The following is a 15847-nucleotide window of genomic DNA, read 5'->3' as shown; positions in this document are numbered from 1 at the left end:
ACCACCTACCGAAGGATAACCCTCCGGTAGGTCTCCGGGATGGTCACGTCTAGTACGTCAGCAGTGCGTGCACCTCGATGCCCGCGAGCTTGTCCCGCCCCTTCAGCGCCGCCAGCTCGACGACGGCGCCGAAACCGGTGACCTCGGCCCCGACGTCGGCGAGCAGCCCGCAGGCGGCCGCCGCCGTACCCCCGGTGGCCAGCACGTCGTCGACGACGAAGATCCGGGTCCCGGGCTCGACGGTGCCGGCGGGCAGCTCCAGGGTGGCCGTGCCGTACTCGAGGTCGTAGGTCCGCGAGCCGGCGACGGCGGGCAGCTTGCCCGCCTTGCGCACGGGGACGACGCCCGCTCCGGCCACCAGGGCGACCGCCGCGCCGATCAGGAACCCGCGCGCCTCGACCCCGGCGATCAGGTCGGGCGCGCCCGCCGAGGCGGCGAGCTCGGTCGTCAGGATGGCGAAGGCCTCCGCGTCGGCCAGGGCCGGCGTGAGGTCGCGGAACAGCACCCCGGGCTCCGGGTAGTCCGGCACCGCCCGCACCAGCTCCCGGACCTTCTCGAGCTCCAGGACGGACTCGTCGACCCCGATCGGCTCGGCGGGGCCGTCCGACGCGGCGCTCACCGGCGCCGCTTCCCGCTCGGCCGGCCGGTCGTGGCGCGGTTCCGGCCCGTCTCGCTCTTGCCCTGGGGACGGCCCGGCCGCACCCGGTCCGGCGCGCTGGCCGCCGCGGCGAGCGCGCGCTCCCGGCGCAGCTCGCGGGCGAGGGCCTCGTCGTCCGCGGTGTCGAGGTCGTCGTCGGAGAGGTCGCCGGCCTGCGCCGCGGCCGCCCGGGCCCGGCGGGCCGCGACCCGCTCGGCCTGCTTGCGGAACCGCGGGTCGCGCATCTTGAGGTCGACCAGCAGCGGGGTGGCCAGCAGCAGGGAGGACAGGGCCCCCGCGACGATGCCGACCAGCTGCACCAGCGCCAGGTCGGCGAGGGTGCCGACGCCGAGCAGCCCGACGCCGACCACCATCAGCCCGATCACCGGCAGCACCGCGATCAGCGACGTGTTGATCGAGCGCATCAGCGTCTGGTTGACGGCCAGGTTGGCCTGCTCGCCGTACGTGCGGCGGGTCAGGTTGAGCAGCCCGCGGGTGTTCTCCTTGACCTTGTCGAACACCACGACGGTGTCGTAGAGCGAGAAGCCGAGGATGGTCAGCAGGCCGATCACCGTGGAGGGCGTGACCTCGAAGCCGATCAGCGAGTAGATGCCCGCGGTGACCACGACGTCGTGCACCAGCGCCACGAGCGCCGCGATCGCCATGGCCCGCTCGAAGTAGAAGGCCAGGAAGATCGTGACCAGCACCAGGAACACGGCGAGCGCGATCAGCGCCTGGCGGGTGATCTCCCCGCCCCAGGTGCCGCTCACCGCGCTGTCGCTGATCACCTGTTCGGACGGTCGTCCGTCGGCGTCGAGCGGCTGGAGCTGCTGGAAGACCGCGTCCTTGAACGCGGCGATCTGCGCCGGGTTCAGCGGTTCCGACCGGACGAGGATGGTGGCCGAGCCGCCGGCGCCGGCCGACTGCGTCGAGGCCGGTTCCTCGCCGACCGAGGAGCGGAAGACGTCCTCGACCTGCTGGGTGGTGATCGTGCCGTTGGCGCCCGCGGCGGGCATCTGGAACTGCGAGCCGCCGGTGAAGTCGATGCCGAGGTTGAACCCGCGGATCACGATCGACAGCACGCAGATCAGGACCAGGACGCCGAAGCCGACGTACCAGAGCTTGCGCCTGCCGACGACGTCGAACGCGCCCGTGCCGGTGTAGAGCCGGCTGAGCACCCCGCGCTTGGGCGCGGTGCTCGGGGTGGACGTGGTGCTCACTGCCTCAGGCCCTCCTGCTCGTGCCGGACCCGCTGCCGGCGGTCTCCCGCGGTTGCCGCCGCCGTTGCGCGCCGATCTTCGCCACGGCGCCCAGGCCGGACAGCGCCGGGCTGCCGAAGACCTTCGAGTTCGACGCCAGCGCGACCAGCGGGTGCGTGACCAGGAAGACCACGACCAGGTCGAGGACGGTCGACATGCCGAGGGTGAACGCGAAGCCCTTGACCTGTCCGACGGCCAGGACGTACAGCACCGCGGCCGCCAGGAAGCTGACGGCGTCGGCGGTGAGGATCGTGCGCCGCGCACGCACCCAGGCGCGCGGCACCGCCGAGCGGAACGAGCGACCCTCGCGGACCTCGTCCTTCAGCCGTTCGAAGAAGATCACGAACGAGTCCGCGGTGATGCCGATCGCCACGATGAACCCGGCGACGCCCGCGAGGTCGAGGGTGAAGCCGATCCAGCGCCCGAGCAGCACCAGCACCGCGTAGACCACGAGGCCGGACAGCACCAGCGACAGGATCGTGAGCACGCCCAGCACGCGGTAGTAGAAGAGGCAGTAGACGAACACCAGGACCAGCCCGATGGCGCCCGCGATCAGGCCGGCCTCCAGCGAGGCGAGCCCGAGCGTGGCGGACACGGTCTGCGCGTCGGACGCCTCGAAGGACAGCGGCAGCGAGCCGTACCGCAGGATGCCGGCGAGGTCCTGCGCCTGCTGCTGGTTGAAGTTGCCGCTGACCTGCGTGTTGCCGTACAGCGCGCCCTGGATCGTCGGGGCCGAGACGACCTCGCCGTCGAGCACGAAGGCGGCCTGCTCGCCGATGTGCGCGGCGGTGTAGTCGCCCCAGGCCTTCGACCCGTCCGCCTTGAAGCTCAGGTCGACGACGTAGCCGACGCCCTGCTGGTTCTGGGAGGCCTGCGCCGAGGCGATCTGCGTGCCCTCCACGACCGTGGGCCCGAGGACGTACTTGGCGGTCCTGTCCTGGTCGCAGGTCACCAGGGGCAGCGACGAGTCGTCGTAGCCCCGCAGGGGGTCCGGGGCGTTGCAGTCGAGCGCGAGCAGCGCCTGCTGCTGGACGGCCGGGTCGGTGCTCTGCCGGGTGGCCTTGGCCTGGGCGATCGCGGCGGCCTTGGCCGGGTCCTCGGCGCCACCGCCGGGCGGCGGCTGCTGGGCCGGGGCGAGGGAGGTCGAGTAGGCGACCGGGGCGACCGCACCGTCGACGACGGGGCCGGCCCCCATCCCCTGCGGCTGCGCGCCGCCGCCGGACGGGGCGGGGGCGGTGCTCTCGCCGGCCGGTGGGGTGGCGCCGCCGGTGTCCTGCCCGGCCGGTGGGGTGGCGCCGCCGGCGTCCTGCCCGGCGGGCGGGGTGGCCGGAGTGGCCGGGGTGGCGGCGATCGGCTGGCCGACGACCGGGCGGATGCGCAGCTGCGCGGTCTGGCCGAGCGACCGGGCCTGCTCGCCCTGGTCGCCGGGCACCGTGATGGTGATGTTGTTCCCGTCGAGCACCACCTCGGCGCCGCTCACGCCCAGCCCGTTGACGCGCTGCTCGATGATCGACTGCGCCTGGACCAGCTGGTCGCGCGGCGGGACCTGGCCCGACTCCGTGCGCGCGGTCAGGGTGACCCGGGTGCCGCCCTGCAGGTCGATGCCCAGCTTCGGGGCGAAGGACCGGTCGCCGGTGAAGGCGACCAGTGCGTACAGCACCACGACGATGCCCGCGAACCCCGCGAGGTACCGCCAGGGGCGGATCCGCCCCGGGGTCGTTGCCACTCTCTCTGCTCTCCCGGCGTCACGGCCCGGTCACGCGTCGGCGGACGGCCTGTCCAGTCCCGTCCGCGGCGTGGCCGCGGCCCGGTGTTCCCGCACGATGCTGCACCATCCGGCGCAGCGGGCCGACGGCGGCCCCGCCACGGGCCCTCCGGTTACTTCTTCTCCTCGGCGGTGGTGTCCGCGGGGGTGTCCGAGACCGTCCCGTTGGCGCTGGACGTCCCGTTCGCGCTGGTGGCGCCGCCCGCCGGGAGCTCCGTGCCGGCGGTGGTGGCGGTCGCGGCCGGGGTCTCGTCGGCGTCGGCGTGGTCGGCTGCGTGGTCGGCGGCGTGGTCGTCCTGCGCGACCTTGTCCCGGACCGCGGCACGCAGCCAGGTGGTGACGACGCCGTCGGCGATCTCGAGGTCGATCGTGTCCTCGTAGGAGGCGTCGACGACCGTGCCGCGCAGCCCCGAGGTGGTGGTCACGACGTCGCCCTCGGTGAGCGCGTTCTGCATCGCCTGGGTCTGCGCCAGCTGGCGCTTCTGCTTGCGGCCCGACAGGAAGATCGGGATGAAGAGCAGAAGGATGAGGATCGGGAACAGCAGGCTCATGTCCATGGTGTCGTGTTTCTCCGTTTCTCGGGCAGGTCGGACGGCCGAGTCTGCCAGTCGGGTCCGACACCCGGTCGGTCGACCCGGCGTCGAGACGGCCCCGTGACGTGCGGTTTCCGTGCGGGGCCCGCCGGATGCGCCGCCGGTACCGCTCCGCACCCGATCGAGACCGCGTTCAGAACAGTGCCGGCGGCCCCGCGCCACCGGACTCCGCCGGCGGCCGCAGGCCGAGATGGCTCCAGGCCGCGGGCGTGGCGACACGGCCGCGCGGCGTCCGGGCCAGCATCCCGGCCCGCACCAGGTAGGGCTCGCAGACCTCCTCGACGGTACCGGGTTCCTCGCCCACCGCCACTGCCAGCGTGGACACGCCCACCGGGCCTCCCCCGAACGTTCGTACCAGTGCGCCCAGCACGGCCCGGTCGAGGCGGTCGAGGCCGAGCTCGTCGACGTCGTAGACCGCGAGCGCGTCCCGCGCCACGGCGCGGGTGACGGCCCCGTCGGCGCGGACCTCCGCGAAGTCCCGGACCCGGCGCAGCAGCCGGTTCGCGATGCGGGGCGTGCCGCGCGAGCGGCGGGCGATCTCGGCGGCCCCGTCCGGCCGGAGGTCGACGTCGAGGATCTGGGCGGCGCGGCGCACCACCAGCTCGAGCTCCTCGGGCTCGTAGAACTCCATGTGCGCGGTGAAGCCGAAGCGGTCCCGCAGCGGGCCGGTGAGCGCGCCGGCCCGGGTCGTGGCCCCGACCAGCGTGAACGGTGCGATGTCGAGCGGGATCGACGTGGCGCCGGGCCCCTTGCCGACCACGACGTCCACCCGGAAGTCCTCCATCGCGAGGTACAGCATCTCCTCGGCGGGCCGGGCGATCCGGTGGATCTCGTCGATGAACAGCACGTCGCCCGGCACGAGGTTCGACAGCATGGCCGCGAGGTCCCCGGCGCGCTCCAGCGCGGGCCCGCTCGTCAGCCGGATCGCGGCGCCGAGCTCGGCCGCGACGATCATCGACAGGCTCGTCTTGCCCAGCCCGGGCGGGCCGGAGAGCAGGATGTGGTCCGGCGGGTCGCCGCGCCGACGCGCGCCCTCCAGCACGAGCTCCAGCTGCTCGCGCACCCGGGCCTGCCCGATGAACTCGCTGAGCCGGCGGGGGCGCAGCGAGTTCTCGACGTCGAGGTCCTCGGGGACGGCCTCGGCGGCCACCTCGCGGAGCTCCTCCTCGGCGCCCACCGGACCGCTCACCTGCTCCGGCCGAGGCCCGCCAGGGCCGCGCGGAGCAGCTGCGAGGCCTCGGCCCCCGGCGTGTCGGCCAGCACCGCATCGACCGCCTGCTCCGCCGGCTTGGGCGTGAACCCGAGGCCGACCAGGGCCTCGACGACCTGCTCGCGGACCGGGGAGGTGCCGTTGGCGGCGACCGCGGAGGCGGCCGGACCGGCGGGCGCCGCGGGGCCGGGCGGGACCACGACCTTGTCCCGCAGCTCCACCACGAGCCGCTCCGCGCTCTTCTTCCCGACGCCCGGGATGCGGGTCAGGGTGGCCAGGTCGCCGTCGTGCAGGGCGCGGCGCAGCACGTCCGGCTCCAGGACGGCGATGGTGGCGAGTGCGAGCCGCGGCCCGATCCCGCTGACGGTCTGGAGCAGCAGGAACAGCTCGCGCTCGTCCGCGTCGGCGAAGCCGAACAGGGTCAGCGACTCCTCGCGCACGATCAACGTGGTGGACAGCCGGGCCTCGGTGCCGCGGCGCAGGCCCGCCAGCGTGGCGGGGGTGCAGAACACCGCCAGCCCGACGCCGCCGACCTCGACCACGGCGTGGTCCAGTCCGATCTCCAGCACGGGCCCGCGCACGGACGCGATCACGGCACTCCCCCGCTCCTGCGAACAGTCGTTCGAGGACGGAGGCTACCGGGGCGCCCCGACAGCCCTGTTCGCTCCCCCGACCGTCGGCGTGTCCACGCGGCGTCGTGCCGAGGCGCGGGACGAGGTCAGCGCCGGCGGGCGGCCTCGGCGAGCCGCTGCTGCGTCTGCCGCTCCTTCTGGGCGGCGGCCAGGCGGGCCTTGTGCGCCTTGGCGATCTCGGCGGCCCGGCGCTCCGCCTCGGCCATCCGCGTCATCATCGGGGCGCGCCAGCAGTGGCAGATGGCGAGGGCGAGCGCGTCGGCGGCGTCGGCGGGCCGCGGCGCCTCGGCCAGCCCGAGTACGCGGGTCACCATCGTGGTGACCTGCGCCTTGTCCGCGCGCCCGGCCCCCGTCACGGCGGCCTTCACCTCGCTCGGCGTGTGGAAGGCCACCGGCAGCCCGGCCCGGGCGGCGACGAGCGCGACCACGCCGCTGGCCTGCGCGGTCCCCATCACGGTCCGGACGTTGTGCTGGCTGAACACCCGCTCGACCGCCACGACGTCCGGCCGGTGTCGCGCGATCCAGCGCTCCACCTCGTCGGCGACGACCACGAGCCGCCGGTCCACCGGCAGGTCGACGTCACTGCGCACCACGCCGACGTCGACGCACGCCACCTGGCGCCCGCCGTCGCCGTCGACCACGCCGAGGCCGCACCGGGTCAGCCCCGGGTCGACTCCGAGCACCCGCACACGCGCTCCCCTCACCGGCCCGCGCCGCACGCTACCGGCGCGGGCCGCGGGCCCGGGTGGTGGCGCGCCGCCCGGGCACGAGAGGAGCACCACGGTCGTCGAACCACGACCGCGGTGCGTGTCCGGGCCGGGCGGTCAGGCGGGGTGCCGCTGGGTGAGGCTGAACCAGTTGCCCGAGTCGTCCACGAAGACCGCCTCGATGCCGTACGGCCGCTCGGCGGGCGGCTGCAGGAACTCGACCCCGCGCGCGGCGAGCTCGGCGTGGGTGGCGTGGCAGTCGTCCGTCGCCATCACGCCCGTGCCGAGCGCACCCTTCGCGACGAGCTCGCGGATCTGGTCGGCCGTCGACGGGTCGTGGCCCATCGCGGGGTCGGCGAGGATCAGCTCCTGGTCGGGGCGGCCGGGCGGGCCGACCGTCAGCCAACGGATGCCGCCCTCGGACTCCGGGCCCATCACGACGTCGGTCCGCACCTCGAAGCCCAGCTTCTCGGTGTAGAAGGTCCTGGCCGAGTCCTGGTCCAGGACCCAGATGGTGGTGTGCGACAGGCGGTCGATCACGGTGTTCCCTCCTCGGCGGGTCGTTCGGGGGAACCGTAGGTCCGCGCGCGGGCCGGGGGCTTCTCCGTGCTTGCGGTGTCCGGCGCGGGTGGGGTGGGCGGTCGGGTCCAGCTCATCAGGAAGCAGCCGGGGATCGGGGGCGGCCCGCCGCGGCGCACGTGCTCGTCGCGGTAGGCGGTGGGGCTGAGCCCCACGAGCTCGGTGAAGCGGCTGCTGAACGAGCCGAGGCTGGTGAACCCGACGAGGTGGCAGATCTCGGTGACCGTGAGGTTGGCCGAACGCAGGAGGTCCTTGGCCCGCTCGACGCGCCGCCGGGTCAGGTAGGCCGCCGGGGTCTCGCCGTACGCGGCACGGAAGGCGCGGGCGAAGTGGAAGCGCGAGAACCCCGCCGCCGCGGCCATGGCGCCCAGGTCCAGCGGCTCGGCGAAGTCGCGGTCGACGAGGTCGCGGGCCCGCCGGAGGTGGGCGACCGCGGGCCGGGAGGTGCCGCGGGTCATGCCGCCATGGTGGCAGGCCGGACGGGCATCATCGGGGGGTGCAGGAGGAGACCGCGGAGGACGCCGGCGCAGCCCGGCGGATCCCCGTCGAGATCGTCGCCCTGGTCGCCTCGCCGGTGCACGCCTACGAGGGCCGCCCGGCCGACGGGCCGAGGCCCGACCCCGAGGACCCGCGGAAGGACCGGATCGAGGTGCGGTCGGGGCTCGGCGTGGTCGGCGACCGCTACTTCGACCACCCGGCGCACCGCCGGGCGTCGGTGACGCTGCTGTCGGCGGAGGCGCTCGACGGCGTCGCGGCCGGGCTCGGCGTGCCGCCGTTCGACCCCGTGCTGGCCCGGCGGACCGTGGTCCTGCGGGGCGCGGCGGTCGACGCCCTGGCCGGGTCCGGCGCCGAGTTCGCGCTCGACTCCGGCGACGGTCCCGTCCGCTTCCGCGCGCACCGGGCGGCGCACCCCTGCCGGTGGATGGACGTGGTGCTGGCACCGGGCGCCTTCAAGGCCCTGCGCGGCCGCGGCGGCGTGCGGTGTGAACCGCTCTCCGACGGTGTGCTCCGACGCGGGCCCGCCGTCCTCATCGTGCCGGTCGAGCCGGCCACGGCGATCGCCCCGGCACGGCAGCGCTGATCGCGAAGTACGTCGAACTGCGTACTACCGGTGCCCGACGACGAGTGTGACGCTCCACATATTCATCCCGTCCCCGGAGGTCGCGATGCGAGCCGTGCGGCTGCACTCCTACGACGAGTCACCCCAGCTCGACCAGGTCGCGGAGCCCGACCTCACCGGCCCGCACGACGTCCTGGTCCGGATCGCCGGCGCCGGCCTCTGCCGGACCGACCTGCACATCCGGGACGGCTGGTTCGCGCCGGCCGTGCCGACGGAGCTGCCGCTCACGCTGGGCCACGAGAACACGGGCGTGGTCGAGGCGGTCGGGCCGGAGGTGGGGGCGGTCGTCCCGGGCGACACCGTCATCTGCCACCCGCAGCAGAGCTGCGGCACGTGCGCGGCCTGCCGCGTCGGCGACGACATGCGCTGCGCCCGCGGCCTGTCCTTCACCGGCCTCAACCGCGCCGGCGGCTTCGCCGATCTGCTGCTCACCACCGAACGCGGCGTGCTCCCGCTGCCCGAGGGCCTGGACCCCGTCGACCTCGCCCCGCACGCGGACGCCGGCCTCACCGCCATGCACGTCGTGCGCAAGGCCGTGCCCCTGCTCGGACCGGGCACCACCGTCGCGGTGGTCGGCGTCGGCGGGCTCGGCCACATCGGCATCCAGTGCCTGCGGGCCCTGACGGCCGCCACGATCGTCGCGGCCGACCCCGATCCCGAGGCCCGCGCGCTCGCGACCGAGTCCGGGGCACACCACGTCCTGCCGGTCGACGGCAGCGAGGTCGATGCCCTCCGCGACCTGACGGACGGGGCGGGCGCCCACGCCGTGATCGACTTCGTCGGCGAGGGCGAGGCCGTCGGCACCGCGCTGTCGATGGTGCGACCGCGCGGCACGTACTTCGTCGTCGGCTACGGCGGCGAGCTGCGGGTTCCGACGTTCGCCCTGGTCCTGCCCGAGATCAGCGTGGTGGGCAACGCCGTCGGGACGTTCGACGACCTGCGCGAGCTGGTCGCGCTCGCGGCGGCGGGCGGGGTCACGGTGCGGACGCGCCGGTATCCGCTGGAGGCGTTCGCCGACGCGTTCGCGGACCTGGAGAACGGCCGGATGCACGGGCGCGGGGTGCTGGTGCCCTGAACCCGAGCGCGACCCGCGGTGCCGGAACTCCCGACCCGCGGTGCCGGGACTCGCGACTCGCGGTGCGGTCAGTGGTTGCCGGTGTGCTCGGTGGTGCGGGCGTCGCCCGGGGCGAGGGCCGCGACCGGGCCGCCGAGCCAGCGCCGGACCTCGCGGCGCGAACGCAGCCGCACGACGGGCAGCGCGGGCCGGCGTTCCCGTGCCTGCGCCACCCGCACGGCGACCTCGCCGTGGGTCCGCCACGCCCACCGGACGATGTGGTCCGGGTCGGTGAGGAACTCCCGGAAGGGCGGCTCGACGTTGCCGTTCCACAGCTCCTGCCGGCGGACCCGCCGCGCGACGGTCCGCGGCACGACCTGCCGCATCACGGTCGCGCGCGGCAGGTCGAGCCACACCAGCAGCTCGGCCCGCGGCAGGACGAGCGGCCGGGCCAGGGAGTACCCGTACTCCGTGATCCACTCCTCGCCCGCGGCCAGTGCGGCGACGTCCGCGGCGAACTCGGGTCGCGGCACCCAGCCCGGCCCGTGGTAGAGCCCGTCGAGCTCGATGTACGGCAGGCCCAGCCGCGTCTCGAGCGACCGGCCGAGGGTCGACTTGCCGGCGCCGGAGCAGCCGGTGACGAGGATGCGGCGGGGCCGCACGGGCAACGGGTCCGACGGGCCGAGCAGCACCGCGCCATCCTGCTGGGCCCGCACCCGGTCGTCACCCGGTTTCCCGGCCCCGGCCACCGCACGGTCGCCGTCGACACCCGGTCACGCGGAGACCGGCCACGAGGGGACCGGTCACGGGTAACGGCGGCTCAGTGCGCCGCGTCGTCCCAGCTGCGCCCGTAGCCCACCGACACCTCGAGCGGCACCGACAGCGTCTCGGCCGCGCCCATCTCCCGGCGCACCAGCTCCTCGACCGCCTCGCGCTCCCCCTCGGCCACCTCGAGCACGAGCTCGTCGTGCACCTGGAGCAGCATCCGGCTGCGCAGCGAGGCCGCGGACAGCGCGGTGTGCACGTTGAGCATCGCGACCTTGATGATGTCCGCCGCGCTGCCCTGGATGGGGGCGTTGAGGGCCATCCGCTCGGCCATCTCGCGGCGCTGCCGGTTGTCGCTGGTCAGGTCCGGCAGGTACCGGCGGCGACCCAGCATGGTCGCGGTGTAGCCGTCCTTGCGGGCGACGTCGACGATCGAGCGCAGGTAGTCCCGCACCCCGCCGAAGGTCTCGAAGTAGTCCTCCATCAGCGCCCGGGCCTCCTCGGTGGAGATCCGCAGCTGCCCGGACAGGCCGAACGCCGACAGCCCGTAGGCCAGGCCGTAGTTCATCGCCTTGATCTTGGCGCGCTGCTCCGGGGTGACCTCGTCGGCCGCCACGCCGAACACCTTCGACGCCGTCTCGGAGTGGAAGTCCCGCTTCGAGTTGAACGCCTCGATCAGCGCCGCGTCCTCGGACAGGTGCGCCATGATCCGCATCTCGATCTGGCTGTAGTCGGCGGTCATCAGCTCGCCGTAGCCCGCGCCGACCACGAACGTCTCGCGGATGCGGCGGCCCGCCGCGGTGCGGATCGGCACGTTCTGCAGGTTCGGGTCGGTCGACGACAGCCGGCCGGTCGCCGCGATCGTCTGGCTGTAGGTCGTGTGGATCCGCCCGTCGGCCGCGATCGACTTGAGCAGCCCGTCGACCGTGACCTTCAGCCGCGTCGCGTCCCGGTGCTGCAGCAGGTGCATGAGGAACGGGTGCTCGGTCTGCTCGTACAGGCTCTGCAGCGCGTCCGCGTCCGTGGTGTAACCGGTCTTGGTGCGCTTGGTCTTCGGCATGCTCAGCTCGTCGAACAGCACGACCTGCAGCTGCTTCGGCGAACCGAGGTTGATCTCCTTGCCGATCACCTGGTAGGCGGCCTGCGCCGCGTCCCGGACCTGGGCGGAGAACTCGGCCTCGAGCGACTCCAGGTGCTCCCGGTCCACCGCGATGCCGGCGGCCTCGAGGTCGGCGAGCACGAACGCCAGCGGCTGCTCCAGCTCGAGCAGCAGCCGGGTCTGCTCCTTCTCGGCCAGCTCGGCGCCCAGCGCGTCCGCCAGTTCGGCCACCGCCGACGCCGACACCATCTCGGTCTCGGCGTGCTTCGCGTCGGCCTCCTCCTCGCCGCCGAGCAGGGACAGCTGGCCGTCGCCCTCGCCGCCCTCGAGCGCGAGCTCCCGGCGCAGGTAGCGCAGGGCCAGGTCGGCGAGGTCGAAGCTGCGCTGCCCGGGCCGCGCGAGGTACGCCGCGAGGGCGGTGTCGCTGGTCAGGCCCGCGAGCGTCCACCCACGGGCGCGCAGCGCGTGCAGCACGGCCTTGACGTCGTGCGAGGCCTTGGGCACCGACGGATCGGCCAGCCACTCGCCCAGCGCCGCCTCGTCGTCCGGCTCCAGCTGCCGCACGTCCAGGTACCCGGCCACCGGCACGCCCGCCTCGGCGGGTGGGCGGGAGCTCAGGCCGGCGCGGTCCTCCAGCGTCGGCTCGCCGGTGGCCAGCGCGATCCCCGTGAAGTCCCGCTCGGTGATCCCGCCCGTGACCCCGGAGAACGCGACGCCGACCCGCCGACCGTCCCGCGCGTGCTCGGCCAGCCAGCTGCGCACGGTGCCGGGCGCGACGACCCCGCCCTGCACGTCGAAGCCGGACTCGGCCTCGGGCTCGGCGCTCTGCAGCGTGGCGAACAGCCGCTCGCGCAGCACCCGGAACTCCAGCTCGTCGAACAGCCGGTGCACCGCGTCCCGGTCCCAGGGGCGCACCTCGAGCTCGGCCGGCACGGTGTCCAGCGGGACGTCCCGCACCAGCTCGGTGAGCTGACGGTTCATCAGGACGTTGGCCAGGTTGGCGCGCAGCGCGTCCCCCGCCTTGCCCTTCACCTCGTCGACCCGGTCGGTGAGCTCGCCGAGCGAGCCGAACTCGCGGACCCACTTCGCCGCGGTCTTCTCCCCCACGCCGGGGATGTTCGGCAGGTTGTCGCTGGGGTCGCCGCGCAGCGCCGCGAAGTCCGGGTACTGGGTCGGGGTGAGCCCGTACCGCTTGTCGACCTCCGCCGGGTCGATCCGCCCCAGGTCCGACACGCCGCGTTTCGGGTAGAGCACCGTGACGTTGTCCGTGACCAGCTGGAACGCGTCCCGGTCCCCGGTGGTGATGAGCACCTCGAAGCCCTGCTCCTCGGCCTGCGTGGCCAGCGTGGCGATGATGTCGTCCGCCTCGAAGCCCTCGACCGCGAACACCGGGATGTTCAGTGCGCGCAGGACCTCCTTGATGAGGTCGACCTGGCCGCGGAAGTCGTCCGGCGTGGTGGTGCGGTTGGCCTTGTAGTCCGCGTACCGCTCCGCCCGGAAGGTCTTGCGCGAGACGTCGAACGCCACGGCGAGGTGCGTCGGCTGCTCGTCCCGCAGCTGGTTGATGAGCATCGACGTGAAGCCGTAGACCGCGTTCGTGGTCTGCCCCGTGCCGGTGCGGAAGTTCTCCGCGGGCAGGGCGAAGAAGGCCCGGTAGGCCAGGGAGTGACCGTCGAGCAGCAGCAGGCGCCTGCCCTCCGGACGGCCGGGCGTGCCGGACCGCCCGGTGCTCGCGGCGGGCTTCCCGGCGGCCGGCGTGGCGGGTGACTTCGTGGCGGGGCTCATCGGGGGCGAGTCTAGGACCGGGCACCGACAGTTCCCGGCGAGCCTCCGGCAGCGCCCGGCACCGTCCCCGATCGGGCGGATCTCATCCCAGCCGCACCCACTCCCCCCGCGAGGGCAGGCCCGCGTCGGACAGGAGGAACAGCAGGTACCAGCCCGGCGGCGCGTGCCGGCGCTCCGGCAGCCGCACGGTCAGCCGGACCGTGCCCCGGGCGACGACGGGCAGGTCGACGAGCCGCTGCTCGACGTCCGCGGAGTGGGTGGTCGCGCCGGGCCGCAGCAGGGCGGCGGAGGCGATCGCGCCGGGGTCCCCGGTGGCGACGTCCACCGTCCCCCCGAACGCGACGTCGGTCTCGGTGGGCAGGCAGCCCGGGGGCGTGCCCCGGAACAGGTACGGCGGCCAGTAGACCTCGATCCGCAGCTCCTCGGTCTTCCGCGCCGGGTTGGAGCCCGCGGTGACCACCCGGCCGTCGGGCATCAGCAGGGCCACCGAGTGGTAGAGCCGCGGCACGCGCGAGGTCGCGCCCCTCGCCCACGTGCCGCTCGCGGGGTCGAAGATCTCGGCGTCGAGCGCGGCGTGCGCAGCCGACTCCTCCATCATGGCCCCGCCGTTCACCAGCACGGTCCGGTCCGGCAGCAGGGTCGCGCACAGGTGCATGCGCGGCACCGCCAGCGACGCGGTGGCCACGTACCGGGGGGCGACGGCCTTCAGGTCCACGATCGCCGCCGAGCCCGTCGCGCCGGTCATGTCGTGCATGTCCCACGGTCCGCCGCCGACGATCATCACCCGCTGGTCCTGCACGGGCGGCAGGAGCACGCTCGCCGCCTGGTTCCTGGCCTGCGGCACCGGCAGGCCCGCCACCGGCACCGTCGCGTTCGTCGCGAGGTCCCAGACCGCCGGGCGCTCGCCGTTGTTCGGCCCGTACTGGCCGCCCGAGTAGAAGACCCGGCCGTCCTCGAGCAGGAAGAGATGCGCGTACATCGGCCAGTTCGGCGAGTTCGCCGACGTGGTCCAGCCCGCGCCGTCCCGGTAGGTCTCGGGGTGCGTGTTGAGCTGCGAGGTGCCGTCGAGCCCCGAGACGGCCAGGACCCGCCCGTCGGCGAGCGTCACCAGCGTCGGGTACCAGCGGCCGCCGGCCATGTCCGGCACCGCCTCCCACGCCCCGGTCGTCCCGGTCGGCGACCCGGGGTCGGGCGGCCCCTCGTCCGGCTCGAACACCACGGCCTGGCGCAGGCCCAGGAAAGGGTCGTAGCGCTCCGTCCCGCCCGCGGCGAGCAGCCGGCCGTCGGGCAGGAAGGCGTGGCCGCAGCAGAACAGGTCGATCGGCGTGGCCGGACGGCTGATCGCGGTCGACGGGTAGTGCCAGACCGCCGTGCCGAACCGGCCCGCGGCGGCGTTGTCCGGATCGTTGCTCGAGCCGGCGAAGAACGCGACGGAGCCGGTGTGCAGCAGCGCGGCGTGCACCGCGAGCACCCCGGAGTCCCGTTCGAGCAGCCGCCAGACGCCCCTCTCGGCGCCCGTGTCCCGGTCGGTCCTCGGGTCGAGCACCCGGTACCAGCCGCTGCTCCCGCCCACCGGCGCGTCGGCGGCCAGCGTGACCAGGTGCGGCATGCCGGCGGCGCCCACCGGCACGACGGCCAACGCGGCGTCGGAGTTCTCCCAGAACCTCCAGCCGGGCAGGCGCTCCCACGGACCCCAGCCGTCGACGCTACGGCCCTCCTCGAGCCGCCACCCGACGCCGACGTACCCCACGTTCTCCCCGGCCGGGTTGTCGACGGCGAGGACCACCAGCTCCGGCCGGCCGTCCCCGTCGAGGTCGGCGACGGCCACCCCGGCGCCCTGGTTCTCCCAGCCCCACCAGGCCGGGACCTCGGCCCAGCCCCGCCACCCGGTGACGACGCCGTCGGGCCCGAGCGGGCCACTGCGGTAGAGGCCGCGGTTCTGCCCCTCGGGTGCGTCGACGCACAGCACGACGAGATCGAGCCGGCCGTCCCCGTCGACGTCGGCGACGGCGATGTCCGCGCCCGCGTTCTCCCAGGAGGGCCAGTCCGGTACCGGGGTCCAGCCGGTCCAGCCACCGGTCACCACGCCGTCGGCGTCGAGGTCCCGGCCGATCCGGTAGAAGCCACCGTTCGGCCCGGCCGGTGCGTCGACGGCGAACACGACCAGGTCGAGCGCGCCGGTGCCGCCGACGTCCGCGAGCGCGATCCCGGCGCCCTGGTTCTCCCAGAACCCCCAGTCCGGCACCGGCTGCCACGGGCCCCACGGCCCGGACACCCGGCCCTCGTCGTCGAACCCGTGGCCGACCCGGTACCAGCCGGCGTTCGCCCCCGGCGGCGCGTCGACCATGAGGACGACGAGCGAGCGGCCGCCGTCGCGGGCGAGGTCCCCGACCGCGACCCCGGCCCCCGCCGAGGCGCCCGCGAACCAGTCCGGGACCGCGGTGAAGTCCGTGTCCACGTGCCCTCCCGGGGTCGTGATCCGGAGGAACCGGCCACGGGAGGTGATACCGCGAGAACGACGGCGGCGCCGCCCCCGTACGGGGGACGGCGCCGCGCGGACGGCGAGGGAGGGTCAGCCGACCTCGGCCATGACCGCGTCGGAGACGTGGAATCGGGCGCAGCCGCGGACGCGGACTTCGACG

General features: G+C 74.6%; 14 protein-coding genes. 2 read left to right on the top strand and 12 right to left on the bottom strand.

Annotated elements, in window-relative coordinates; genetic code table 11:
• Positions 1–49 precede the first annotated feature (49 nt).
• The 9 genes from ACFQH9_RS16855 to ACFQH9_RS16815 form a co-directional block, all read right to left on the bottom strand.
• Positions 50–565, bottom strand: a complete 516-nt coding sequence (locus tag ACFQH9_RS16855) for an adenine phosphoribosyltransferase (RefSeq protein ID WP_379567149.1) — start codon at positions 563–565, stop codon at positions 50–52.
• A gap of 50 nt (positions 566–615) precedes the next feature.
• Positions 616–1857, bottom strand: coding sequence for a protein translocase subunit SecF (secF, locus tag ACFQH9_RS16850; protein ID WP_379567083.1), 1242 nt, complete (start codon positions 1855–1857; stop codon positions 616–618).
• 4 nt (positions 1858–1861) lie between these two features.
• Positions 1862–3622 (bottom strand): protein translocase subunit SecD, encoded by a 1761-nt coding sequence (secD, locus tag ACFQH9_RS16845; protein WP_379567082.1) that lies wholly within the window; start codon positions 3620–3622, stop codon positions 1862–1864.
• 152 nt (positions 3623–3774) lie between these two features.
• Complete coding sequence (gene yajC, locus ACFQH9_RS16840; RefSeq protein ID WP_379567081.1) at positions 3775–4212, bottom strand: preprotein translocase subunit YajC; 438 nt, start codon at positions 4210–4212, stop codon at positions 3775–3777.
• 175 nt (positions 4213–4387) lie between these two features.
• Complete coding sequence (gene ruvB / locus ACFQH9_RS16835; protein ID WP_379567148.1) at positions 4388–5404, bottom strand: Holliday junction branch migration DNA helicase RuvB; 1017 nt, start codon at positions 5402–5404, stop codon at positions 4388–4390.
• A 35-nt stretch (positions 5405–5439) separates the two neighbouring features.
• A complete protein-coding gene (gene ruvA / locus ACFQH9_RS16830; RefSeq protein WP_379567080.1) occupies positions 5440–6057 on the bottom strand; it encodes a Holliday junction branch migration protein RuvA in 618 nt (205 codons plus the stop codon).
• 125 nt (positions 6058–6182) lie between these two features.
• Entirely contained in the window at positions 6183–6785 is a 603-nt protein-coding gene (gene ruvC / locus ACFQH9_RS16825; RefSeq protein ID WP_379567079.1) for a crossover junction endodeoxyribonuclease RuvC, read from the bottom strand.
• 135 nt (positions 6786–6920) lie between these two features.
• Entirely contained in the window at positions 6921–7343 is a 423-nt protein-coding gene (locus ACFQH9_RS16820) for a VOC family protein (protein WP_379567078.1), read from the bottom strand.
• Positions 7340–7840 carry a helix-turn-helix transcriptional regulator gene (locus ACFQH9_RS16815; protein WP_379567077.1) on the bottom strand — a complete coding sequence of 167 codons (501 nt, stop codon included), beginning with the start codon at positions 7838–7840 and terminating at the stop codon, positions 7340–7342. Before ACFQH9_RS16815 ends, ACFQH9_RS16820 begins: the two co-directional genes overlap by 4 nt.
• A 38-nt stretch (positions 7841–7878) precedes the next feature.
• Between ACFQH9_RS16815 and ACFQH9_RS16810 the strand changes: the two genes are divergently transcribed.
• Together ACFQH9_RS16810 and ACFQH9_RS16805 are read left to right on the top strand one after the other, a co-directional pair.
• The gene (locus ACFQH9_RS16810; RefSeq protein ID WP_379567076.1) at positions 7879–8463 is read left to right on the top strand and encodes a molybdenum cofactor biosysynthesis protein; all 585 of its coding nucleotides are present in this window, start codon (positions 7879–7881) and stop codon (positions 8461–8463) included.
• A gap of 85 nt (positions 8464–8548) precedes the next feature.
• Positions 8549–9577 (top strand): NAD(P)-dependent alcohol dehydrogenase, encoded by a 1029-nt coding sequence (locus tag ACFQH9_RS16805; RefSeq protein WP_379567075.1) that lies wholly within the window; start codon positions 8549–8551, stop codon positions 9575–9577.
• A 68-nt stretch (positions 9578–9645) separates the two neighbouring features.
• Here the strand turns inward: ACFQH9_RS16805 and ACFQH9_RS16800 are convergent, their stop codons facing one another.
• The 3 genes from ACFQH9_RS16800 to ACFQH9_RS16790 all read right to left on the bottom strand — a co-directional run bounded on the left by ACFQH9_RS16800 (position 9646) and on the right by ACFQH9_RS16790 (position 15663).
• Positions 9646–10248 (bottom strand): P-loop NTPase family protein, encoded by a 603-nt coding sequence (locus ACFQH9_RS16800; protein WP_379567074.1) that lies wholly within the window; start codon positions 10246–10248, stop codon positions 9646–9648.
• A 128-nt stretch (positions 10249–10376) separates the two neighbouring features.
• Positions 10377–13205: a DNA polymerase I gene (gene polA, locus ACFQH9_RS16795; protein WP_379567073.1), complete on the bottom strand. Its 2829-nt coding sequence runs from the start codon at positions 13203–13205 to the stop codon at positions 10377–10379.
• 82 nt (positions 13206–13287) lie between these two features.
• Positions 13288–15663, bottom strand: coding sequence for a galactose oxidase-like domain-containing protein (locus tag ACFQH9_RS16790; RefSeq protein ID WP_379567072.1), 2376 nt, complete (start codon positions 15661–15663; stop codon positions 13288–13290).
• Positions 15664–15847 lie beyond the last annotated feature (184 nt).

It is taken from the genome of Pseudonocardia lutea (genome assembly GCF_042658055.1).
Classification (GTDB): domain Bacteria; phylum Actinomycetota; class Actinomycetes; order Mycobacteriales; family Pseudonocardiaceae; genus Pseudonocardia; species Pseudonocardia lutea.
This window is presented reverse-complemented; position numbering and strand designations above follow the sequence as displayed.

Coding starts and splice junctions, on each gene's coding strand:
- yajC (WP_379567081.1), bottom strand. CDS start 4,212: ATGAGCCTGCTGTTCCCGATCCTCATCCTTCTGCTCTTCATCCCGATC.
- ACFQH9_RS16815 (WP_379567077.1), bottom strand. CDS start 7,840: ATGACCCGCGGCACCTCCCGGCCCGCGGTCGCCCACCTCCGGCGGGCC.
- ACFQH9_RS16805 (WP_379567075.1), top strand. CDS start 8,549: ATGCGAGCCGTGCGGCTGCACTCCTACGACGAGTCACCCCAGCTCGAC.
- polA (WP_379567073.1), bottom strand. CDS start 13,205: ATGAGCCCCGCCACGAAGTCACCCGCCACGCCGGCCGCCGGGAAGCCC.